The 21,351-nt window shown below is 64.6% G+C and carries 21 protein-coding genes; 4 read left to right on the forward strand and 17 right to left on the reverse strand.

All coding sequences use genetic code 11. From position 1 onward, the window contains the following. The first annotated feature begins 176 nt into the window (after positions 1–176). Complete coding sequence (locus UP06_RS19695; protein WP_045004929.1) at positions 177–1,259, forward strand: DUF2336 domain-containing protein; 1,083 nt, start codon at positions 177–179, stop codon at positions 1,257–1,259. On the opposite strand, the gene trmB is transcribed toward UP06_RS19695, so the two are convergent. The 16 genes from trmB to murJ all read right to left on the reverse strand — a co-directional run bounded on the left by trmB (position 1,256) and on the right by murJ (position 16,359). Then, positions 1,256–1,966 carry a tRNA (guanosine(46)-N7)-methyltransferase TrmB gene (gene trmB / locus UP06_RS19700; RefSeq protein WP_045004931.1) on the reverse strand — a complete coding sequence of 237 codons (711 nt, stop codon included), beginning with the start codon at positions 1,964–1,966 and terminating at the stop codon, positions 1,256–1,258. The genes UP06_RS19695 and trmB overlap by 4 nt on opposite strands. Then, the gene (locus tag UP06_RS19705; protein WP_045004933.1) at positions 1,963–3,120 is read right to left on the reverse strand and encodes a M20 family metallopeptidase; all 1,158 of its coding nucleotides are present in this window, start codon (positions 3,118–3,120) and stop codon (positions 1,963–1,965) included. The genes trmB and UP06_RS19705 overlap by 4 nt, the downstream gene beginning before the upstream one ends. Positions 3,121–3,205: 85 nt before the next feature. After that, on the reverse strand, positions 3,206–3,619 hold the full coding sequence (locus UP06_RS19710) for a helix-turn-helix domain-containing protein (protein WP_045004935.1): 414 nt from the start codon (positions 3,617–3,619) through the stop codon (positions 3,206–3,208). A gap of 233 nt (positions 3,620–3,852) precedes the next feature. Further along, positions 3,853–5,466, reverse strand: coding sequence for an apolipoprotein N-acyltransferase (gene lnt / locus UP06_RS19715; protein ID WP_045004939.1), 1,614 nt, complete (start codon positions 5,464–5,466; stop codon positions 3,853–3,855). Continuing rightward, a complete protein-coding gene (locus UP06_RS19720) occupies positions 5,463–6,581 on the reverse strand; it encodes a hemolysin family protein (protein WP_045005044.1) in 1,119 nt (372 codons plus the stop codon). The genes lnt and UP06_RS19720 overlap by 4 nt, the downstream gene beginning before the upstream one ends. Positions 6,582–6,594: 13 nt before the next feature. Continuing rightward, the gene (gene ybeY, locus UP06_RS19725) at positions 6,595–7,092 is read right to left on the reverse strand and encodes an rRNA maturation RNase YbeY (protein ID WP_045004941.1); all 498 of its coding nucleotides are present in this window, start codon (positions 7,090–7,092) and stop codon (positions 6,595–6,597) included. A gap of 61 nt (positions 7,093–7,153) precedes the next feature. Then, positions 7,154–8,152: a PhoH family protein gene (locus tag UP06_RS19730; protein ID WP_045004942.1), complete on the reverse strand. Its 999-nt coding sequence runs from the start codon at positions 8,150–8,152 to the stop codon at positions 7,154–7,156. 64 nt (positions 8,153–8,216) lie between these two features. Next, a complete protein-coding gene (gene miaB / locus UP06_RS19735) occupies positions 8,217–9,614 on the reverse strand; it encodes a tRNA (N6-isopentenyl adenosine(37)-C2)-methylthiotransferase MiaB (RefSeq protein WP_045004943.1) in 1,398 nt (465 codons plus the stop codon). 190 nt (positions 9,615–9,804) lie between these two features. Beyond that, a complete protein-coding gene (locus UP06_RS19740) occupies positions 9,805–10,485 on the reverse strand; it encodes an HAD family hydrolase (protein WP_045004944.1) in 681 nt (226 codons plus the stop codon). Continuing rightward, positions 10,485–10,940, reverse strand: coding sequence for a Fur family transcriptional regulator (locus UP06_RS19745; protein ID WP_045004945.1), 456 nt, complete (start codon positions 10,938–10,940; stop codon positions 10,485–10,487). Before UP06_RS19745 ends, UP06_RS19740 begins: the two co-directional genes overlap by 1 nt. 38 nt (positions 10,941–10,978) lie before the next feature. Next, positions 10,979–11,464 carry a ribosomal protein S18-alanine N-acetyltransferase gene (rimI, locus tag UP06_RS19750; RefSeq protein WP_045004947.1) on the reverse strand — a complete coding sequence of 162 codons (486 nt, stop codon included), beginning with the start codon at positions 11,462–11,464 and terminating at the stop codon, positions 10,979–10,981. Next, positions 11,461–12,156, reverse strand: a complete 696-nt coding sequence (gene tsaB / locus UP06_RS19755) for a tRNA (adenosine(37)-N6)-threonylcarbamoyltransferase complex dimerization subunit type 1 TsaB (RefSeq protein ID WP_045004948.1) — start codon at positions 12,154–12,156, stop codon at positions 11,461–11,463. Before tsaB ends, rimI begins: the two co-directional genes overlap by 4 nt. Before the next feature lie 209 nt (positions 12,157–12,365). Continuing rightward, complete coding sequence (locus UP06_RS19760; protein ID WP_045004949.1) at positions 12,366–12,935, reverse strand: NifU family protein; 570 nt, start codon at positions 12,933–12,935, stop codon at positions 12,366–12,368. A gap of 141 nt (positions 12,936–13,076) precedes the next feature. Continuing rightward, positions 13,077–13,571 carry a universal stress protein gene (locus UP06_RS19765; RefSeq protein WP_045004950.1) on the reverse strand — a complete coding sequence of 165 codons (495 nt, stop codon included), beginning with the start codon at positions 13,569–13,571 and terminating at the stop codon, positions 13,077–13,079. A gap of 109 nt (positions 13,572–13,680) precedes the next feature. After that, entirely contained in the window at positions 13,681–14,733 is a 1,053-nt protein-coding gene (gene trpS / locus UP06_RS19770; RefSeq protein WP_045004953.1) for a tryptophan--tRNA ligase, read from the reverse strand. A 75-nt stretch (positions 14,734–14,808) separates the two neighbouring features. Beyond that, a complete protein-coding gene (gene murJ, locus UP06_RS19775; RefSeq protein WP_045004955.1) occupies positions 14,809–16,359 on the reverse strand; it encodes a murein biosynthesis integral membrane protein MurJ in 1,551 nt (516 codons plus the stop codon). Between the two features lie 183 nt (positions 16,360–16,542). Here murJ and UP06_RS19780 point away from each other — a divergent pair, with 183 nt between their 5' ends. Next, on the forward strand, positions 16,543–17,544 hold the full coding sequence (locus UP06_RS19780) for an adenosine kinase (RefSeq protein WP_045004956.1): 1,002 nt from the start codon (positions 16,543–16,545) through the stop codon (positions 17,542–17,544). Positions 17,545–17,653: 109 nt separating this feature from the next. Here UP06_RS19780 and UP06_RS19785 read toward each other — a convergent pair whose 3' ends face one another. Further along, entirely contained in the window at positions 17,654–18,847 is a 1,194-nt protein-coding gene (locus UP06_RS19785; protein WP_045004958.1) for a serine hydrolase domain-containing protein, read from the reverse strand. A 350-nt stretch (positions 18,848–19,197) separates the two neighbouring features. Between UP06_RS19785 and UP06_RS19790 the strand changes: the two genes are divergently transcribed. After that, positions 19,198–19,518: a hypothetical protein gene (locus UP06_RS19790; protein WP_045004960.1), complete on the forward strand. Its 321-nt coding sequence runs from the start codon at positions 19,198–19,200 to the stop codon at positions 19,516–19,518. A 122-nt stretch (positions 19,519–19,640) separates the two neighbouring features. Next, positions 19,641–21,134 (forward strand): NAD-dependent succinate-semialdehyde dehydrogenase, encoded by a 1,494-nt coding sequence (locus UP06_RS19795; RefSeq protein ID WP_045004962.1) that lies wholly within the window; start codon positions 19,641–19,643, stop codon positions 21,132–21,134. The last annotated feature ends 217 nt before the right edge of the window (positions 21,135–21,351 follow it).

Consider the following 21,351-nt stretch of genomic DNA (forward strand, 5'->3'; position numbering starts at 1 on the left):
ATATAGCCCTTTCCACCCTCCCGGACAAGGCCCATCGCAGCCGGGAGCGGGCTTTTTGCGCCCGTCCGGCGTCCCCGGAGCAACGCTTCCTTCATCAAGGGGGCCTAAATTTCCCGATTGTGGGGCGGCTTGAGCCTATGGCGCGCCCACGGCGTGCCAGATTCGAGTTGCGTTCCATGACCGTTGCTACGTCGCTCATTCCCGGACTGGACGATATCGTCAGACGCGGCGATCCCAAGCGCCGTGGCGAGATCGCGCGCGCCATCGCCGCGTTGTTCTTCCAGGACGCCGCAAAGCTTCGTCCCGACCTCGTCGATCTCTTCGACAATCTCCTGATCGATCTCGTCCCTCATGCCGAGCTTGCTACGCGCGCCGATCTCGCGGAGCGCTTCTCGTGGCTGGACAATGCACCGCCCCATCTGGTCGGCCAGCTAGCCCGCGAAAATGAAATCATGGTGGCGGCTCCCGTACTGCGCCGTTCGCCCGTGCTCGATGATGCCGCACTTGTCGAGATCGCCCGGCTGAAGGGCCAGGGTCATCTGCTGGCGATGACGGAGCGGCCGATATTGTCGGCCGACATCACCGACGTGCTGGTCGAGCGTGGCGATCGCGACGTGGTGCGCCGCGCTGCCGGCAATGCCGGCGCGACGTTCTCGGCGGGCGGCTATTCGGAATTGATCAAGCGTGCCAGCCAGGACGGCGTGCTGACGCTCAAGATCGGCCAGCGCGAGGATCTCTCCGGCGAGAATCTCAAAGAGCTTCTGAACGGCACGCTCGACGTCATTCGCCGCCGTCTCTCGACCGTGGTCAATCCCGATCGCCAGGTCGAGATCAAGCGCGCCATGTCCGCGATCGAGGAAGCCGCGCTGCCGCCCGGGCCGCGGCGGGATTTCTCGGCGGCGCAACGCACGGTGCTCGGCCTGCATCGCGGCGGTCATCTCGGCGAGAGCGCGCTGCTCAGCTTCGCCAAGGCAAACAAATACGAGGAGTCGATCGCTTCGCTCTCGGCGATGTCCGGCGTCAGGCTTACGACCCTCGACCGCCTGATCGCGGGCGACCGCTACGATCCGATCTTGATCCTGGGCCGATTGCTGAACCTGGGCTGGCCCACAGTGCGCGCGCTCATCCTGATGTGGTACGGCGCGAATCGCACGCCGGCCGATGCCGATCTTGAGCAGGCTCGCGTGAACTTCACGCGCCTGATGCCGGCGACAGCCGAGCGCGTCGTGAATTTCTGGCGCAACCGGCGGACGATCTAGATTCTCTTGAACCGCAAGTAAGCCGCCTTGCGTCCCTCGCGCGCGGCTTTTTTCCCGTAGCGCGTCATGGTGTAGCCGGCCCAGGGCAGCCGGAAATCATCGGCGCACTCCGCAAGCCACCGAAAATCCGGCGAACGCGCGAGATGCGACAGTGTCCAGGCGCAGTAATCGTCGATGTCGCAGACGAAGCGGAATTCGCCACCCGCCTTCAGAACGCGCGCCATCGCGGCAATCGTTCTGTCCTGAACAAAACGCCGCTTCCAGTGCCGCCGCTTCGGCCAGGGATCGGGATGGATCAGATCGATCCGCGATAGCGAGGCTTCTGGCAGCCAGGCCAGCAGCTCGGCGGCATCGCCCGCGAGCAGGCGGATATTGGCGATATTGCCGGCCTCGATCTGCGCGAGGATTTTCGCCATGCCGTTGACATAGGGCTCGCAGCCGATGAAGCCGGTTGCGGGAAAACTCTGCGCCTCCGCCGCAAGATGCTCGCCGCCGCCAAAGCCGATCTCGAGCCGCACTTCGTCGGCTGCGGGATCGAAGATCTCGCTGGCATTCGCCGGCGTCCCGGTCGTGATGTCGAGCGAAAGACGCGGCAATAGATGATCGATCAGCTCCGCCTGGTGCTGCCTGAGCTTGTGGCCCTTGCGGCGTCCGAAGAAGGCGCGCTCGCTGTCCTCGCGCTCCGGATCTGATTTGCGCTCGCTCATCGCAGCGTCTGGTACAGACGGTAGAGCAGTCGCGCGCGCGGCTCGAGCGAGGAGACGTAGATCTGCTCATAATGGGTGTGCGCGCCCTTGCCGTCGACGCCGAGCCCATCGAGCGTGCCGGTGTGCGGGGCCGTGAAATTGCCGTCCGAGCCGCCGCCGGTGTGGGTGTCGATCAGCTCGAAGCCGATCTCCGCGGCGATCGTCTTGGCGTGCTCGTATAGCGAGGCGCCCGCATTGCCCTTCTCGTAAGGAGGACGATTGAGCGCGCCGGTCACCGTGACGGTGACGCCTTCGGTTTTCGACGTCAGCCCGAGGATCTTGCCGACGAACTCGTCGGCATCGGCAAAGCTCGGTACGCGCAGATCGACTTCGGCATAGGCGTCTTCCGGCGTCACGTTCGGCCGCGAGCCGCCGCGCACCACGCCGACATTGACGGTGACGCCGCGCTTCAGATCGTTCATGCCCTCCAGCGCCTGGATGACATTGGCGAGCTCGCGGATGGCGCTGCGGCCGTCTTCCGGTCGCGAGCCGGCATGGGCTGGCACACCCTTGATGAAGACCTCGAAGCGTCCGACGCCCTTGCGGCCGGTGACGATCTTGCCGCCGTCGCGCGCCGGCTCCGTCACCAGCACGTATTTGGCCTTGCGTCCTTCCTTCTCGATCAGCGCGCGCGACGTCGGGCTGCCGATCTCTTCGTCAGACGTGAACATGTGGGTGATGCCGAGCGGCGAACGATCGGGCGTGGCGCAGAGCTCGCGAAAGGCGTGATAGGCAATGTAGGCGCCACCCTTCATGTCGTAGATGCCGGGACCGAACGCGCTGTCGCCCTCGACCTTGAATGGCAGGCGCGCGATGAATCCCATCGGGTGAACGGTATCGAGATGACTGAGCACCAGGATACCAGGCCGGTCCTGGCCCCAGGTCGAACGCACCACGAGATGATCGCCGCAGCCATCGATGCCGGCGACGCGTTCGAGCGTGACAGGCAGATCGCGATAATGTTCGGCAACCATTGAGGTCAGCTTGTTGACCTGTTCAGGCACTTCCGTCGGTGTCTCGATCTCCACCCAGCGGCGGATACCATCGAGGATAGTTTGGGAATCGAACGAATTGATGCTCGCCATGGGCGTATCTGTGCCTTTGAACCGGATCATCGGAGAGGAGCACGCTGAACGCGCGCCCGCAAAGGACGACATAGGCCAGATTTGGCGCAGTCTCAAATCGTAAGAGGGTGGCGCGTCAGCGCTTGTCGGGCCCTTCGCGGGCGGCGATCTGTTCGACGAGGTCGACGATCGAGCGGCGCAGCTTCGAATCGGTGATTCGGGTGAACGCCTTGGTCAAAGCGAGCCCTTCGGAGGTCGCGAGGAAGTCGGAGACATAGGACGGCGAGGCACCTTCTGCGAAGCCGTTCGAGCCGGCCACGCCGCTCGGTCCGCCCTCGAACAGGAACGACACCGGCACCTGGAGAATCTCGGAAATCTGCTGAATACGGCTCGCGCCGACCCGGTTGGTGCCCTTCTCGTATTTCTGAACTTGCTGGAATGTCAGGCCCAAAGCTTCACCGAGCTTTTCCTGGCTCATGCCCAACATGATGCGGCGCATGCGCACGCGACTGCCGACATATTTGTCAACAGGGTTGGGCGCTTTCGACATTTCCTCAGCCCTCCAAACACCACCGTTGGCGCAATATGAAGTATTGCCTCAGGTGACAGCGACGTCAAAACTTCACTCTGATTGGGGAAACATTGCGGAGAAATTTAGCAATGCACCGCTGTCTTATGCAGCGGGTGCAGAATGGGGAGCCCGCCTGCAATCTGTCAACCGTGGGACTGCGGTTGTCAAAGGTTTCCGGCCGCTTCGACCGGAAACCGCTAGCGACGGTGTGATCAGGGGTGCCGTTTGGCAACACGTCGTCGCACCGCCAGAATCACAGCCAGTGCGACGAGCATGGCTGCGGGGATGTCGCCGACTCTCGCATAGATAGTGGGCGGGATTGCGGTGGGCAAGTTTGCATCCAAAATGCCTTCGATTCCAAGGCCGAGGCTGGCCACGGTTCGCCCCACCGGATCGACCACCGCCGAAACGCCGGTATTCGCGGAACGGACCAGTGGCAATCCGAGCTCGATGGCGCGCATCCGCGCCTGCTCAAGATGTTGGTACGGACCGGTCGAGATGCCGAACCAGCCGTCATTGGTGAGGTTCACGATCCAGCCCGGGCGCTCGTCATGCGTACCGACCTCGCCGGGGAAGATCGCCTCGTAGCAGATCAGCGGCAGCGCAGGCGGCGCGCCGGGCAGCGGCAGCACGTGCCGCACCGTGCCGGGAATGAAGCCACCGCGCATCCGCGTCAGTTGCTCGAAGCCGAGCTTCTCCATCAAATCCTGGTAGGGAAGAAATTCGCCGAACGGCACGAGGTGCAGCTTGTCGTAGACCGAGAGCACGCTGCCCTCGTGGTCGATCACATAGATCGAATTATAGGCTCGCGTGATCGGCGTGCCCCGCGGCAGATCGGGTGCGCGAACCGAACCCGTGATCAGCACTGTTCCCTTGGGCAGCAACTCCGCGATTTGCGCCATCGCGTCGGCTTCGCGGGTCAGGAAGAACGGAAATGCGGATTCCGGCCAGATCAGAATCGTGGCAGCGCTCACGCCAGTCGATTGCGGTCCGGAGGCGCGGTCCGACAGCGCGAGATATTTCTTCATCACCTCCGCCTTGGCGGCGTAGTTGAATTTTTGGTCCTGCTGGAGGTTCGGCTGCATCAGGCGCAGCTTGGTGCCCGCAACCATCGTGGTCGGATGCAGCGACATGCGGATCGCACCGAAGATGCCCATCACGATCAGCAGTGCGACGGCCGCGGCCGGCACGCGCCACGCCGGGCGGCGATCGGGCGTGCGGTCGATCAGCACCGCGGGACTCGCGAAGATCGCCACCGTGAGGAACGTCATGCCCCACTGGCCGATCAGCGATGCCGTCTGCGCCAGCGGCAGCGGTTCTGATAGCGCATAACCGAAGGCGTTCCAGGGAAAGCCGGTCAGCACGTGCCCGCGCAACCATTCGCCGATGGTGAGGCTTGCGGCGAGCGCGAGAATGCGCGTGGCATCCTTGGTCCAGAGCAGGCGGGCCAGCGCGAAACCGATCGCCGTGAAAATGGAGAGATAGGCCGGCAAGCCCAGCACGGCGAGCGGTGTCAGCCAGGCGAACACGTCGGCATCGACGAAGAAGGCATAGCCGATCCAGTAGAGACCGGGGACGAAATAGCCGAGCCCGAACCAGTAGCCGGTCAGTGCTGCAGCGGGCACACCGCCGTATCGTCCGGCGCCGGCGCCATCGATCAGCCAGACCAGCACCGGGAAGGTGATGAACAGCACCGGCGAGGCGTTGAACGGCGCAAGGGCCAGAACCGACAGCGCGCCGGCCGCCATCGCAAGGACGGCGCGCTTCCATCCCCAGGTCAGGATGACGGCGAGGGCAATCTGGCGGAGACGCTGGAACGAGCTCACTGTGAACCGGTCCCGTCGGCGGGCGGCGGGGTGGGCGTGTCGCCGGACTGCGGCTGACCGCTCTCCGGCGTGGCTTCGCGGCGGCGGCTCTCGCGCTGGGTGCGCGGCGCGGGACGTTCCTTCCGCGTCGAGATGCGCAGCCGCTTGACGCGGCGCGGATCGGCATCGAGCACCTCGACCTCGTAATGGCCGGGGCCCGAGATCACCTCGCCGCGCACCGGCAGGCGGCCGACGAAGCTGACGAGATAGCCGCCCAGCGTCTCCACTTCCTCGCCGGCCGCACCGGTGACGAAGTCCTCGCCGATCACCGTGCGGACGTCGTCGAGGCTGGCGCGGGCGTCGGCGATGAAGGCGTTGTCGGGCAGGCGCACGATCGAGGGCGGCTCGTCGCTGTCATGCTCGTCGTCGATCTCGCCGACGATCTGCTCGACGATGTCCTCGAGCGAAACCAGTCCGTCGCTGCCGCCATATTCGTCGACCACAAGCGCAAGGTGAATGCGCGTGGCCTGCATCTGCGCGAGCAGGTCGATCGCCCGCATCGACGGCGGCACGTAGAGCAGCTTGCGGATGATGCGTGCTTCCTGGAGCGGCAGCGCGAGATCGACCGTGCGCAAATCGAGCCCGGCCGGCAGCGGCTTCTTGCGCTTGGCTTTGGTCGCGTCCGGCACGCGGGCGCGTGAGGTCATGAAGGCGAGCAGGTCGCGGATGTGGACGATGCCGACGGGATCGTCGAGCGTCTCGTCGTAAACCACGAGGCGCGAATGGCCGGCGCTCTCGAACCGGTCCATCAGCTCGCCGAGCGGGATGTCGCGCTTCACCGCGATGATGTCGGCGCGATGGACCATGACGTCAGCGATGCGCCGCTCGTGCAGGGCGAGGATGTTGCGCAGCATGGTGCGCTCGACGGTCGAGAACCCGGTGTCGTCGGGCGTGGTGGCATCGAGCACGACCTGAAGATCGTCGCGTACCGATCCCGCCTTCCAGCCGAACAGCGTGCGGATGGCGCGCAAGAGCCAGCCGTCCGCGGTCGGACGCAGCACCTCGCCGGGCGTCACCACGGCCGGCAAATTGGGCGTGTTGCGCGGATTGTCGTGGGTCGGGTCGGAATCCGGCATCTCAATCCATCCGTCAGCGGTCGGCATAGGGGTCGGGTATGCCGAGATGCGCCAGGATCTGGGTTTCGAGCGCTTCCATTTCCTCCGCGTCGTCGTCGTTTTCGTGGTCGAAGCCGATCAGATGCAGGAAACCATGCACGGCGAGATGGCTCAGATGATGGTCGAACGGCTTCTGCTCGTCGTCCGCCTCGCGCCGCATGGTCTCGTAGGCAATCGCGATGTCACCGAGCATGCGCGGTGCATCGCCCGGCTTCCATTCGCCTTCCGGCTGGAGCGCTGGAAACGACAGCACGTTGGTCGGCTTGTCGATGCCGCGCCAGTTGCTGTTGAGCGTGCGGATGCCGGCATCATCGGTCAGCATCACCGCCACTTCCGCTTCCGCAACATCCTCGTCGACCGTCTCCGCCGCGGCGGCGACCGCGCGCTGGATCACGGCATCGGCGTCGGGCTCGCTCTGCCAGCAATCGGCGACGACGAGGACCTCGGTGGCGGGAAGGTTGGGATGCGACATGGCTTTGTTCGGAACGAAAAGGGCGCTGTGTCCGCGCCCGTATGGTCCGGCTGTTGTCTCGTCAGGATTTGTTGCCGGTGGCCGGCCGCTGCGGCAAGCCTTCGTAGGCCGAAACGATCCGCGCCACGAGCTCGTGGCGGATCACGTCTTCGGCGGTGAAATGAACTTGCGCAATGCCTTCGACGCCGTTCAGCAGCCGGGTCGCTTCAGCGAGGCCCGAGGTCTGGCCGTTGGGCAGGTCGATCTGCGAGGGATCGCCGGTCACGATCATGCGGCTGTTCTCGCCGAGACGGGTCAAGAACATCTTCATCTGCATCGATGTCGTGTTCTGCGCCTCGTCCAGGATGATGGCGGCGTTGGTGAGCGTCCGGCCGCGCATGAAGGCGAGCGGCGCGATCTCGATCTCGCCGGTCTGGAGCGCGCGCTCGACGATGCGGGCGTCCATGAGGTCGTATAGCGCGTCGTAGATCGGGCGCAGATAAGGATCGACCTTCTCGCGGAGATCGCCGGGCAGGAAGCCGAGCCGCTCGCCGGCTTCCACCGCCGGACGCGACAGGATGATCTTGTCGACCTCCTTGCGCTCGAACAGTTGCGCGGCATGCGCGACCGCGAGCCAGGTCTTGCCGGTGCCGGCCGGGCCGATGCCGAACACCAGCTCATGCCGCTTCAGCGCGCGGATGTAGGAATCCTGCGCGGCGGTGCGCGCGCGCACCGGGCGCTTGCGCAAATTGATGCTGTCGAAGGTCGATTTGGCGGATTTGGCGTCGAACTCGAACAGGGAGCCTTGGGCGATCACGGCGCGGATCGCACCTTCGACCTCACCCTGGTCGACATCCTGCCCCTTCACGGCTTGTGCGTAGAGCGCCTCCAGCACGCGGCGCGCCGCATCGCAGCCGTCGCGCGTGCCGCCGATGGTGATGTGGTTGCCCTTGGAATCCACGACGACGCCGAGCCGCCGCTCGATCTGCGCCAGGTTCTGGCCGTAGGGGCCGACCAGCGCCGATGCTGCGCGGTTGTCGTCGAAGTCGATGACGACCTGGGTCTCGGGCGGAACTTGCATGTCGCGGTCAAATTTGCGGCTGGGAGCGAAGGAAGGCGAATCCGATGCGCTTTTGGGCAAGGGTTCAGGCTCCAGTGGCGATGGGTGAGAAAGCGGGCTCGCGCGTCATGCGCGGCGTCACGAGCTCACCGAGGAAGCTATAGCGTTCGAGGCTGTCGATCCGGACCGGCAGGATTTGTCCGATGATGTCGGGCGGGGCCATCACATGTGCGGGCTGGAGAAAGGCGGTGCGGCCGACGATCTGGCCGTCCTTGCGGGCTGGGCGCTCGAACAGCACATCGACCGTTGCGCCAATCGCAGCCTTGTTGAAGGCCGATTGCTGGCTGTCGATCAGTTCCTGGAGCCGCTCCAATCGCTGGTCCATTTCGGCGGGGGACACCGTCTCCTGCATATCCGCGGCCGGCGTTCCCGGCCGGGCGGAGTATTTGAACGAATAAGCCGCAGCGTAGCCGATTTGCGTGACAAGCGCGAGGGTGGCGAGAAAATCTTGCTCGTTCTCGCCCGGGAAGCCAACAATAAAATCTGATGAAAAAGCAATGTCTTGGCGTGCAGACCGGAAACGGTCGATGACACGCCGATAATCATCGGCGGTATGTTTCCGGTTCATGGCGGCCAGGATCCGGTCCGAGCCCGACTGCACCGGCAGGTGCACGAACGGCATCAGCGCGTCGAGATCGCGATGGGCTGCAATCAAGGTGTCATCGACGTCGCGGGGGTGGCTGGTCGAGTAGCGCAACCGCGCGATGCCGGGAATCCGCGCCAGATGCTCGAGCAATTTGCCGAGCGGCCAGCTTTTTCCGTCCGGCCCATCGCCGTGATAGGCGTTGACGTTCTGCCCGATCAGCGTGAGCTCGCGCACACCGTTGTCGGCGAGCCGCTTCACGTCATCGACGATCCTCGCCACGGGGCGCGAGACTTCCGCACCGCGCGTATAGGGCACGACGCAGAAGGTGCAGAACTTGTCGCAGCCTTCCTGCACCGTAACGAAGGCGGAAATGCCGCGCGCGCGGATCGCTGCGGGTTTTGGCTGGGCGAGGAAGCCGAACTTGTCGGCCGCCGGAAACTCGGTCTCGATCGCACGGCCTTGCTCGCCGGCGCGCCTCAACAGCTCGGGCAGATGATGATAGCTCTGCGGGCCGACGACGACGTCGACCGTCGGCGCACGGCGCACGATTTCCTCGCCTTCGGCCTGCGCCACGCAGCCCGCGACCGCGATCTGCATCGCGCGGCCCGCGCGCGCAGCCTCATCCTTGGCGACGCGCAGGCGGCCGAGCTCGGAATAGACTTTTTCGGAGGCCTTCTCGCGGATGTGGCAGGTGTTGAGGATGACGAGGTCGGCATCCTCGGCGTTCGCCGTCTCCACGAATCCTTCCGGGGCCAGCGTGTCGACCATGCGCTGGGCATCGTAGACGTTCATCTGGCAGCCAAATGATTTGATGTGCAGCTTGCGCGGCGGCTTCATGGAACCCGGAATGGAGGTGGAGGACGGCCCTCAGATATAGGCTGGAGCGGCGAAAATCCAGCGAATCGGGCCATTCGGGCCGTCATTCCAGGGCACGCACCAGTGCGTAGTGAGGAATCTCGCGCCAAAACCTCTGGATTCCGGGTTTGCGCGCGTTGCGCGTGCCCGGGAACGACGGTGAGGGGCAAAATCACCCTGCCACGGCGTCGGCCGCGACCCGCCGGACCAGCTCCGGCAGCTGATGCATGTCGGCAAAGAGCAGGTCGGCGCCAGCCTGGCGCAGCGTTTCGGCATAGCCGTCGCGGCAATGGCTGCCGCCGTGGAAGCCGAACACGGTCATGCCGGCCGCCCGCGCGCCGGCGATCCCGGCCAGGCTGTCCTCGATCACGACACAGCGCTCCGGCGGTACGCCCATTTCGCGGGCCGCGAACAGGAACAGATCCGGCGCCGGCTTGCCGTTCTTCACCTGAGAGGCCGAGAAGATGTTCGGCGCGAGGCGCTCGTAGAGTTCGGTGCTCCCGAGGCTCACGCGCATGCGCTGATGCGAGCCGCTCGAGGCGACGCAGACGGCTTGCGTGACGACATCGAGCACGTCGTGGATGCCGCGGATTTCTTCGAGGTCGGCCTCGAACGCGCGAAACAGTTCGTCCTGCAAGTCGCTGTGATAGGCTTCGGGCAGCTTGCGGCCTAGTTCGGTCTCGATCTCGAGATTGGCCTGCCGTGTCGAGCGGCCGAGAAAGCGCGCGAACACCTGATCCGGCGTGATCGGATAGCCGTGTTTGGTCAGCACATCGGCATGCGCGCGGCAGGAGATCTCCTCGCTGTCCACGAGCACGCCGTCGCAATCGAAGATGATGAGATCGATGGGCACTAGCTTTTGGACGTGTCGTCGTCGAGCGGAACGCAATAAAGCTCGAGCCGGTGATCGACCAGCTTGTAGCCGAGCTTGCGGGCGATCTCCGCCTGGAGCTTCTCGATCTCTTCGGAGGTGAACTCGATCACCTTGCCGTCGCGCAGATTGATGAGGTGGTCGTGATGGCTGTCGCGCATCGTCTCATAGCGCGCGCGGCCCTCGCGGAAATCGTGGCGTTCGATGATGCCGGCATCCTCGAACAGTTTGACGGTGCGATAGACCGTCGAGATCGAGATCTTGTCGTCGACCGCGACACAGCGCCGGTACAGCTCTTCGACGTCGGGATGGTCGAGCGCCTCCGCAAGCACGCGGGCGATGACGCGGCGCTGCTCGGTCATACGCATACCGGTGGCGGCACAGCGCGCCTCGATGCCGGACGCCTTGGATGCGGAGGAAGGTTTAAGTCCAGTCATGTGTTGTCTGCCTGACGGGGCGCTATCTGCCATCAATATTACGACAAGTCACGTCGCATCAGAAGTGCGTTCAATTGTTCCCCGTTGGCCTGCTTATAGTAGCGTTCGCGGCGTCCGACCACCACGAATCCGCCTCTATCGTAGAGCCGCCGCGCCGGCTGGTTGTTCTCTTCGACCTCCAGAAATATCGTACGGACGCCGCGTCCGGCGAGGTGACCGAGATGGGTCATCAGCAGCGTGCGGGAGAGGCCGCGGCCGCGATGCGTCTGGTCGACCGCGACCGAGAGGATCTCCGCTTCGTCCGCGCCGATCCGCGATACGGCGAAGCCGATTGTCTTGCGGCCCAGGCGCAAGCGATGGACCAGCGTGTTGCGCTCGCTGAGCATGGTCTCGAACTCGCCTTCGCCCCAGCCGCGCGCGAAGGAGGCGCCGTGAAGCTGTGCCAGCCGCGCGGCGTCGCGCACCGAGGCCGGCTCGACGGCCGCCGTGCCGCCGCGCCACCATTCGGATAGCCATTTCATCATGAGGTTGCGGCTTGGGCTGCGAGCGGCTTCTGTGCGGCCGGCTTTGCATCGGGTGCGCGCAGATAGAACGGCCGCGCCGGATTGGTGTCGGGATCGGCGGCAGCACCAAGCCACGCGACCCAGCTGATGTCGGGCGCGGCCTGCGCCTCGACCGCAACCGGTCGTGGCGCATCCTTCGGCCAGCGGTCGGCGAGAATCTGTGCGGCATTGCCGACCAGGTGCGGCGCGCCGAATTGCGAGGCGGCGATCGCCTCATCGATGCTGGCGACTTTAGGCCGCACCAGCTGGCTGCCGTCGCCGGCGACGATCTGGAAATAGACGTGATCATGCCGCGCATCGATCGCGGAGATCACCGGCGCCGATTTGCTCTGGCCGACGATGGCGGCCGCATAGGCGGATAATGTCGTAAGCCCAACAGCCGGCCGTTTGGCCGCGAGTGCAAGACCGCGTGCGGCCGAAATGCCGACGCGCAGGCCGGTGAAACTGCCGGGACCGACGGTGACCGCGATGCGGTCCAGCGTCGTGAATGCGAGATTTGCCGACTGCATGACGCGTGCAATCATCGGCATCAGCGCCTCGGCATGGCCGCGCTTCATCAGAAGCTGCTCCTGCGCAAGGAGCTCGCCGGCATCTGTGTCGAGGACGGCAGCCGCGCAGGCCTCCAGCGCGGTGTCGATGGCAAGGATCAGCATGGATGAGCGAATGGTGAGTGGCGAATAACGAGTAGTGTAGCGAACCACGCGCCTATCCGCCATTCCTCACGCACTATTCGTAGCCCCTGATATCGCCGCACTTCGTAGGGTGGGCAAAGCGAAGCGTGCCCACCACGGCTGTTTCACCTTGTTGGTGGGCACGGCGCAAGTGCGCCTTTGCCCACCCTACGGCGCTACTCACCTACCGCTCACATCGGCCGGACTTCGACCACGTCTGGCACGAAATGCTTCAGCAGGTTCTGGATACCGTGCTGGAGTGTCGCGGTCGATGACGGGCAGCCGGCGCAGGAGCCCTTCATGTTGAGATAGACGATGCCGTCCTTGAAGCCGCGGAAGGTGATGTCGCCGCCGTCATTGGCGACCGCGGGCCGCACACGGGTCTCGATCAGATCCTTGATCATGTCGACCGTCTCGGCGTCAGACTCGTCGAAGAACTCGTTTTCGTCGTCGAGATCGGCATCGCCGGTGGCCACACCGTCGGCGAGCAGCGGCGCACCTGACATGTAGTGCTCCATGATGGCGCCGAGGATCGCGGGCTTGAGCTGCTGCCATTCACCGTCCGCCTTGGTCACGGTGATGAAGTCCGATCCATAGAACACGCCGGTGACACCGGGCACGTCGAACAGCTTCTCGGCGAGCGGCGAACGCGCGGCGGTTTCGCGGCTCGCAAACTCGATCGGGCCGCCATCGACGACGACGCGGCCGGGAATGAACTTGAGCGTGGCGGGATTGGGGGTGGCTTCGGTCTGAATGAACATGGCTTTCTCCGGACGTCGCCGGTTCAAGGCCGGCGCGTGGTCTATCCAGTAGCAGATGGCGACGGCAAACGCACGGTCAAGGGGTGGGGAGGCCGTTTCGTTGTTATATCAGCGAGTTAGAGCGGTGCCCACCCTCGCAAACTACGACAGCGCGTCCACGCTTTGATCGCTGAGCGCCCCGGAAATCACCGTGACCGGAACCGGGAACGTGCCCAGCGCATGCGCGAGCAGGGCTACCCACGGCCCTGGCCCTTCCGCGCCCGGGCTGGCGGCCAGCACCAGCATGGCAATGTCCGGGTCCTCGTCGATCACCGCGAGCAGCTGTTCCATCGCGGCACCTTCGCGGATGACGCGCTCCGGTGTGATCGCGGCGATGCCGTTGGCACGGCCGGCGGCGCGGTCGAGCGTGGCGTTGGCCTCTTCGTGCGCCTCGGCGCGCATGATGTCGACGACCCCCAGCCATTGCTGGTTCTGGTCCTCGATCTCGATGATGCGCAGCATCACCACGCGACCGCCGGCGCGGATCGCCCAGCGGCTGGCGTAATAGACCGCGCGATCCCATTCGGCGGTGTCGTCAACGATGACAAGGCATTTGGGCTTGTGACCCGGCTCGAAGCACTGTCGCTTGCTGGTCATGCATGTCCCGGCGTGTCTTCGCCCGACATGCTGCCACACTCCCTGTGGATTTGGGAGAGGCGACGTCGGCCGACGCCACAGCGCCGGCCAGACTTCGCAAGCGCAATCGTCAGCGCCGGCGGATGAAGCCGACGATGTCCTTCGAGAGCTTCATGGTCTCGTCGGCGATCGCACGCGCCCGGTCGGCGCCATCGTTCAGGATGGTGTCGATATGGCCGGGATCGGCAACGAGGCGCTTCATCTCACCGGCGATCGGCGCAAGCTTGGTGACGCACAGCTCCGCCAGCGCGTTCTTGAAGCTGGAGAACTGGCCGCCGCCGAACTCGCGCAGCACCTCGGCCTTGGGACGACCGGAGAGCGCCGCGAAAATGCCGACGAGATTGTCGGCCTCGGGACGTGCTTCCAGGCCCTTTTCCTCTGATGGCAGCGGCTCTGGATCGGTCTTCGCCTTGCGGATCTTTTGCGCGATGGTGTCGGCATCGTCGGTCAAATTGATGCGCGAATTGTCCGACGCATCCGACTTCGACATCTTCTTGGTGCCGTCGCGCAAGCTCATCACGCGCGTCGCCGGTCCCGTGATCAAAGGCTCGGGTAGCGGGAAGAACAGGCCGTCATTGGCGCCGTGGCTGCGGATCGAGTCGCCGAAATCATTGTTGAACTTCTGCGCGATGTCGCGCGAGAGCTCGAGATGCTGCTTCTGATCCTCGCCGACCGGCACGTGGGTGGCGCGGTACAGCAGAATGTCGGCCGCCATCAGCACGGGATAGTCGAACAACCCGACGGAGGCATTCTCGCGATCCTTGCCGGCCTTCTCCTTGAACTGGGTCATGCGGCCGAGCCAGCCCATGCGCGCGACGCAGTTGAAGATCCAGGCGAGCTCGGCGTGGCCGGAGACCTGGCTCTGGTTGAACACGATGTGCTTGTTCGGGTCGATGCCGCTCGCGATGAACGCCGCCGTCACCTCGCGGGTGTTGCGCGCGAGTTCGGCCGGTCCGCCCCAGACGTCCACGCCCTGCGTGATCGCGTGCATGTCGACGACGCAATAGATGCAGTTATGGGTTTCCTGCATCTTCACGAAGTTGACGATGGCGCCGAGATAATTGCCGAGATGCAGATTGCCCGTCGGCTGGACGCCCGAAAAAACCCGTTCAACGAATGGCATGGCGAGTGTTCCCAAAGGTATTCGGGCCGTCGTTTCCAACAGCGGCGCTGCCCCGTCAAGGGTAATTCGATGGCCTCACGCGCCGAGGTCGGGCTGGGCGGGGCGCTTCAGGGCGCTGATCGCCTCGTGCAAGGAGGTGACCCCGAGGATTTGCAGGAGGATGCCATAGACGGCGATCCCCGCCGCGATCTGCAAACCCAGCGCGATGAAGCGGATGAGGCCGTGCGCCTCGGCAGGCATCAGCCCCGTCGTCAGCCAGAGCAGGGCGCCCATAGCCAATGCTGCAAGCACGATCCGCGGCAGCCGCTTGCGGGCGGCGTCGTCGACCGAGAAGCCGAATTCGCTCGTGCCTTTGCGCAGCAGCGACAGCGCGCTGCTCCAGGCGCCGGCCGCGATGCTCGCGGCGATCCCGGTTGCGCCATAGAAGTGACCAAGCAGCACTGCGAGCGCGATGGCGACGACAAACCCTTTGGCGGTTGCCACGAGCGGCGTCATCGTGTCGCTGCGGGCAAAGAAGGCCGGCGACAGCGCCTTGATCAGCACATGCGCCGGCAGCCCCAGCGCCAGCCACATCAGCGCATGCGCGGTGGCCAGACTGTCGTCCGCACCGAAGGCGCCATGCTCGAACAAGAGCCGCACGATCGGCTCGGACAGCACGATCAGGCCGAGCGTCGCCGGCAGCGCGAGCCCGGTCGCGAGCTCAAGCGCGCGCGATTCCGCGTGCGCCACTGCGTCGCGGTCGCCGCTCCCCATGGCGCGCGTCAGCTCCGGCACCAGCACCGTGCCCATGGCGACGCCGACAATGCCGAGCGGCAATTCGATCAGCCGGTTGGCGAAATACAGCCAGGAGACGGCAGACGGCGTGGCGGAGGCGATGATGGCGCCGGCCACCATCAGCCATTGCGGGCCCGAGCTTGCGATCATGCCGGGCACGGCCTTGGCGAAGAAGCCGCGCATCTCCTTGTCGAAGTTGACGCGCAACGGCGTCGCGAGGCGTGCACTCGGTTGCGACAGCAGCATCAGGAGTTGCAGCAGGCCGGCGACGCCGACGGTGGCCGCTAGCATCCACGCGGCGAAGGCGGCGTCGGCGTGCCAAACGAGGAGCACTCCGATTGCGGCAATCAGCGCGATGTTGAACAGCAGCGGCGAAAATGCGGTCAGCGCAAAACGTCCTTGCGCGTTCAAAAGTCCCATCAGCACGGTGACGGGGCCGGCAAAGGCGAGATAGGGCAGCATCAGCCGCGCGTTCTCGACGGCGAGATCGAGCGTGGCGCTGCCGACAAATCCGGGCGCGATCACCATGATGATCAACGGCATTGCGAGCGCAATGACGATCGAGATCGCGATCAGGGCCGCGCTGACCGTGCCGAGCACGCGTCCCGCGAATGCGGCTGCGGCCGCCTCGCCATCGCGATCACGGACGCGAAGCCAGGCCGGGATCAGCGCCGCGTTCAGTGCTCCTTCGCTGAGCAGGCGGCGCACCACGTTGACGAGCTGGAAGGCGGCCAGGAACGCATCCGCCACGGCGCCGGTGCCCAGCAACGCGGCAATCATTGAATCGCGCGCAAAACCGAGCAGCCGCGAGGCCAGTGTTCCCGTCGAGACTGTCAGGAAGGAGCGGATCATTGCTCTTTAATACCATAGCGTTTTCAAGCGAAGTGGTCCCGGTTCGCGTGAAGAAAACGCGTCAAAGACAACTCTCGTTGCTTGCCCGTGCGGGCCCGGTCGTGATAGGCCGCGAGCCAGATTTCAGGCCGACAGGAAGCGGATTTCCGCAGGGATCGCAATCCGGCAACAGGATCAAGGTGAATGGCTGACGTGAAATATGACGTTCTCGGGATCGGCAACGCGCTGTTCGACGTGCTGGTCCGGACCGATGAGGCTTTTCTCGCCAAGCACGGCATGGCCAAGGGCAGCATGTCCCTGATCGACGAGGCGCGGGCCGCCGCCATCTACAAGGACATGGGCTCGGCGACGGAAGTCTCGGGCGGCTCGGCCGCCAACACCATCGTCGGCATCGGCAGCCTCGGCGCCCGCGCCGCCTATGTCGGCAAGGTCAAGGACGACCAGATCGGCAAGCTCTATGTCCACGACATCCGCGCCGCCGGCGTCGCCTTTAATACGCCTGCCGCGAAGGACGGCCCTGCCACCGGCTGCTCCTACATCCTGGTCACTGGCGACGGCGAGCGCACCATGAACACCTATCTCGGTGCGGCGCAGGATTTGTCGCCGGCCGATATCGATCCGGCCGAGATCGCGGGCGCTGGCATCGTCTATCTCGAGGGCTATCTCTGGGACCCGAAGGACGCCAAGGACGCCTTCCTCAAGGCGGCCAAGATCGCCCATGATGCCAAGCGCAAGGTGGCGCTGACGTTGTCGGATTCCTTCTGCGTCGATCGCTATCGCGACGAGTTCCTGGCGCTGATGCGCAACGGCACCGTCGACATCGTCTTCGCCAACGAATCGGAGCTGACTTCGCTCTACATGAGCTCGGACTTCGACACGGCGCTGAAGCAGCTGCGCAACGACGTCAAGCTTGGCGTGGTCACCCGTAGCGAAAAGGGCTGCGTGGTGGTGACGCCGACTGATGCCGTCTCCGCTCCGGCGTCACCGATCGCGAAGCTGGTGGACACCACCGGCGCCGGCGATCTCTTCGCTGCCGGCTTCCTGTACGGCCTCTCGCGCGATCTGTCGCACAAGCAGTGCGGCGAGCTCGGTGCGCTTGCCGCCGCCGAAGTGATCCAGCACATCGGCGCACGCCCGCAGGTGTCGCTGAAGGAGCTCGCCGGGCAGCGCGGGCTGACGGTTTAACTCCGCCGTCATCGCCCGACTTGATCGGGCGATCCAGTACGCCGCGGCGTACTGGATTCCCCGCTTTCGCGGGGAATGACAGTCGTTGTGTGATGAAGAGGGGCGGCAACTACGCCGCCTTCTGCCCCTTCCCCGCATCGAGCCCGGCATAAACCCCGCGCTCGAATCCCGCGAATGCCTCAAGGCACTTTCCATCCGCGAACGGCAACAGCTGCATCAGGATCACGCCGGTGACGTTGCGCGCAGGGTCGATCCAGTAATAAGTGTTGGCGAGGCCCGCCCAGGCGAGGCTGCCGGCGCTGCGGCCTTCCGCGGTCTTGGCGGTGTTGATCATGAAGCTCAGGCCCCACTTCTTGACCTGGTCCGGATAGAGATCGACGTCGTTGGTGTAGATCGGCGCGGCCGTCGCCAGCTTGGTCATGTTGAGATCGCCCATCTGGTTCTGACCCATCGTGGCGATCGTCTCGGCCTTCAGCACCTGGTTGCCACTGCCGCGGCCCTTGTTCAAAACCATCTGAGTAAACTTGATGTAGTCGGCTGCGGTCGAATAGAGCCCGCCGCCACCCATGTGGAATTCCGGCTCCTGCTCGAGCTCGAACGGGATCGCGGCGAGCTGGCCGTCCTCGCCGCGCGCATGCATGCCGACCAGGCGCTTGCGCATGTTGTCGGTGATCTTGAACGCGGTGTCGCTCATGCCGAGCGGCGCAAAGAGATTGTCACGCAGATAAGCGTCGAGCCGCTTGCCGCTGACGGCTTCCACGGCCTTGCCGACGAAATCGATATTGGTGCCGTATTCCCAGCGCGTCCCGGGATCGGTCATGATCGGCGTCTTCAGCGCGGCGTTCTGGCAGGTAGTGATCGCCGGGATGCCGGTCTTCTCCAGATAGACCGCGAGATCGCCGTTCCACATGTTGTAGGCGAAGCCGGCGGTGTGGGTCATGAGCTGACGCAGCGTGATCGGCCCCTTCGCCGGACGCAGCTTTGGCTCGCCCTTGGCGTCGAAGCCGTCAAGCACTTGCGGCTTGGCGAGATCGGGCAGCAGCGATCCGATCGGAGCATCGAGCGAGAGCTTGCCCTGCTCGACCAGTTGCATGGCGCCCGCTGATGTCACCGCCTTGGTCATCGATGCGATCCAGAACACGCTATCCGGCGTCATCGCATCGGGCTTGGACAGATCGCGCTTGCCGAACGCGCCCTGATACAGCACGTCGTTACCGCTGGCGGCGATTGCGACGACGCCGGGAATCTCCTTGGCGTCGCTTGTCTTGCGCAGAATCTCGTCGATCTGGGCTTTGCTTTGCATACGCGTTTCCTCCGGTTTGATTATTGTTGGAAGCGATCGATTGTCCTCCCGCTCCCGCTGCGCGGCAAGCGTGACGATGTGCACGCTTCGGTCGCGATGTCGTGACTTGACGGTCCGTCCTCCACACGGGACGACTGAATTGCAACACTTCATCGCAATCTGCGGTGGATGGCCGCACTTCGCCGTGACCGCGGATGGGCTCAGGCGATATGTTTCGGGTGTTTGAAGCACTTGAAACATTTTGTGCGTTGCGGCGTTCAGCTCTCGGCCCAATCGGCGGCTGGCGCCAAGAATAGATGAAGACTTGATACAAATTTGGCGGCCGCCGATCGGCCGCGAGGGGACCTCTGATGATTTCCACCTGGAGCGAATGGAAGCGCTATCCCCGTCCCGGACGGGGCGACAACCTCGAGGCGCCGATCGCGCCCGGCATTTATGAGGTCCGCATCGCCGGCACCGGCGCGCTCTATTCGTTCGGCGCGGTCGACAATCTGGCGCAGGCCCTGGCGCTGCTGCCGGTCGGCTCGAAGTCGTGGTTCGGTCGCCGCGACACCTCCGATGCCCCCGCTCTCGAATACCGCACCTGCGCGACCTCCTCGAAGGCCGACGCCAAGGCGGCGGCCGAGCGCATGATCGGCCGGCGCGAGACCTATATGAGTGGCGCGGCGTAACCTTCCAGCTCCGAATTTAACTCCCGGCAGATGTGCGTTGCGGGACGGTGCATTGCGCACCGTCTGCTCCTATATTCCGGCCAATTCGATCGCCCGCAATTGATCGTCCGAGGAGCAAAGCCATGACCCCGACCGCCGCCGCACGCGCCCAGCACACGACCGCCACCCTGCGCGACCGGCTGAAGGACCCCTCGCTGCTCAAAGAGGCCTGTTACATCGATGGCGCCTGGGTCGGCACGCCCGTCTTTGCCGTCAACAATCCCGCCACCGGCGTCGAGCTCGCGAAAGTCCCGCAGCTTGGTGCGGAGGAGACAACCAAGGCGGTCGAGGCCGCCGAGCGCGCGTTTCCGGCTTGGGCCAAGCACACCGCCAAGCAGCGCTCCAACATTTTGCGTAAATGGTTTGAGCTGATCATCGCCAACCGCGAGGACCTCGCGCTGATCCTCACCTCCGAGCAGGGCAAGCCGCTTTCCGAGGCGCTCGGCGAAGTCGATATCGGCGGCGCCTATGTCGAGTTTTTCGCGGAGGAGGCCCGCCGGGTCTATGGCGAGACCATCCCGACCCAGCGGCCCGATGCGCGCCTGCTCGCGATCAAGCAGCCGATCGGCGTCTGCGGCGCCATCACGCCGTGGAATTTCCCGAACTCGATGATCACGCGCAAGGTTTCGCCGGCGTTAGCTGCCGGCTGCACCGTGGTGCTGAAGCCCGCCAACGAGACACCGCTCTCGGCGCTCGCGCTCGCCGTGCTGGCGGAGAAAGCCGGTGTGCCCAAGGGTGTATTCAACATCATCACCGGCGATGCGCCGCCGATTGGCAAGGTGCTGTGCGAGCATCCGGCGGTGCGCTTCGTCGGCTTTACCGGCTCGACCGCCGTCGGCAAGATTCTCTACCAGCAAGCCGCCGTCGGCGTGAAGCGGCTCGGCCTCGAGCTCGGCGGCAATGCGCCGTTCGTGGTGTTCGACGACGCCGATATCGATGCGGCCGTCGAAGGCGCGATCGTCTCGAAATACCGCAACATGGGCCAGACCTGCGTCTGCGCCAACCGCCTCTACGCCCAGGACAAGATCTACGACGAGTTCGTGCAAAAACTCTCGAAGAAGGTCGCGGCGATGAAGGTCGGCGACGGCACCGAGAGCGGCATCACGCAGGGCCCGCTGATCAATTTGAAAGCGGTCGACAAGGTCGAGCGCCACATCGCGGATGCCGTCAAGCGCGGCGCCAAGATCCTCACCGGCGGCAAGCGCAGCGAGCTCGGACGCTCTTTCTTCGAGCCGACCGTGCTCGCCGACGTCAAGCCGGACTCACTGGTGGCGCATGAAGAGACGTTCGGTCCGCTCGCGCCAGTGATCCGCTTCAAGGATGAAGCCGACGTCGTCGCGATGTGCAACGCCTCGCCGTTCGGTCTTGCCTCCTATTTCTACTCCCGCGATCTCGGCCGCGTCTGGCGCGTCGCCGAAGCGCTGGAATCCGGCATGGTCGGCGTCAACACCGGCCTGATCACCACCGAAGTCGCGCCCTTCGGCGGCGTCAAGGAAAGCGGCCTGGGACGCGAAGGCTCGCGTCACGGCATGGAAGAATATGTCGAGATCAAATACGTGATGATGGCAGGGGTGTAATTTTGGTCGTCTTGGCGAAAGCCAGGACCCATTACCCCCAGGGAGTAGTTTGGCGAAGGCGGGTCGTTCGGGACTGATACCGTGAGCAATCGATAGATTCCGCGGTATGAGTCCCGGCTTTCGCCAGGACGACATCGAGTTTGTGGCGCGTGATGTTCGCCTTAGTTTCGTAGCCCGGATGGAGCGAAGCGAAATCCGGGATCTCCGTTGCTTGTGG

The sequence above is a fragment of the Bradyrhizobium sp. LTSP857 genome, from assembly GCF_000938285.1.
In the GTDB taxonomy this organism is placed as follows: Bacteria; Pseudomonadota; Alphaproteobacteria; order Rhizobiales; family Xanthobacteraceae; genus Bradyrhizobium.

Coding starts and splice junctions, on each gene's coding strand:
- UP06_RS19695 (WP_045004929.1), top strand. CDS start 177: ATGACCGTTGCTACGTCGCTCATTCCCGGACTGGACGATATCGTCAGA.
- trmB (WP_045004931.1), bottom strand. CDS start 1,966: ATGAGCGAGCGCAAATCAGATCCGGAGCGCGAGGACAGCGAGCGCGCC.
- UP06_RS19705 (WP_045004933.1), bottom strand. CDS start 3,120: ATGATCCGGTTCAAAGGCACAGATACGCCCATGGCGAGCATCAATTCG.
- UP06_RS19710 (WP_045004935.1), bottom strand. CDS start 3,619: ATGTCGAAAGCGCCCAACCCTGTTGACAAATATGTCGGCAGTCGCGTG.
- UP06_RS19720 (WP_045005044.1), bottom strand. CDS start 6,581: ATGCCGGATTCCGACCCGACCCACGACAATCCGCGCAACACGCCCAAT.
- ybeY (WP_045004941.1), bottom strand. CDS start 7,092: ATGTCGCATCCCAACCTTCCCGCCACCGAGGTCCTCGTCGTCGCCGAT.
- UP06_RS19730 (WP_045004942.1), bottom strand. CDS start 8,152: ATGCAAGTTCCGCCCGAGACCCAGGTCGTCATCGACTTCGACGACAAC.
- miaB (WP_045004943.1), bottom strand. CDS start 9,614: ATGAAGCCGCCGCGCAAGCTGCACATCAAATCATTTGGCTGCCAGATG.
- UP06_RS19745 (WP_045004945.1), bottom strand. CDS start 10,940: ATGACTGGACTTAAACCTTCCTCCGCATCCAAGGCGTCCGGCATCGAG.
- rimI (WP_045004947.1), bottom strand. CDS start 11,464: ATGATGAAATGGCTATCCGAATGGTGGCGCGGCGGCACGGCGGCCGTC.
- tsaB (WP_045004948.1), bottom strand. CDS start 12,156: ATGCTGATCCTTGCCATCGACACCGCGCTGGAGGCCTGCGCGGCTGCC.
- UP06_RS19760 (WP_045004949.1), bottom strand. CDS start 12,935: ATGTTCATTCAGACCGAAGCCACCCCCAATCCCGCCACGCTCAAGTTC.
- UP06_RS19765 (WP_045004950.1), bottom strand. CDS start 13,571: ATGACCAGCAAGCGACAGTGCTTCGAGCCGGGTCACAAGCCCAAATGC.
- trpS (WP_045004953.1), bottom strand. CDS start 14,733: ATGCCATTCGTTGAACGGGTTTTTTCGGGCGTCCAGCCGACGGGCAAT.
- murJ (WP_045004955.1), bottom strand. CDS start 16,359: ATGATCCGCTCCTTCCTGACAGTCTCGACGGGAACACTGGCCTCGCGG.
- UP06_RS19780 (WP_045004956.1), top strand. CDS start 16,543: ATGGCTGACGTGAAATATGACGTTCTCGGGATCGGCAACGCGCTGTTC.
- UP06_RS19785 (WP_045004958.1), bottom strand. CDS start 18,847: ATGCAAAGCAAAGCCCAGATCGACGAGATTCTGCGCAAGACAAGCGAC.
- UP06_RS19790 (WP_045004960.1), top strand. CDS start 19,198: ATGATTTCCACCTGGAGCGAATGGAAGCGCTATCCCCGTCCCGGACGG.
- UP06_RS19795 (WP_045004962.1), top strand. CDS start 19,641: ATGACCCCGACCGCCGCCGCACGCGCCCAGCACACGACCGCCACCCTG.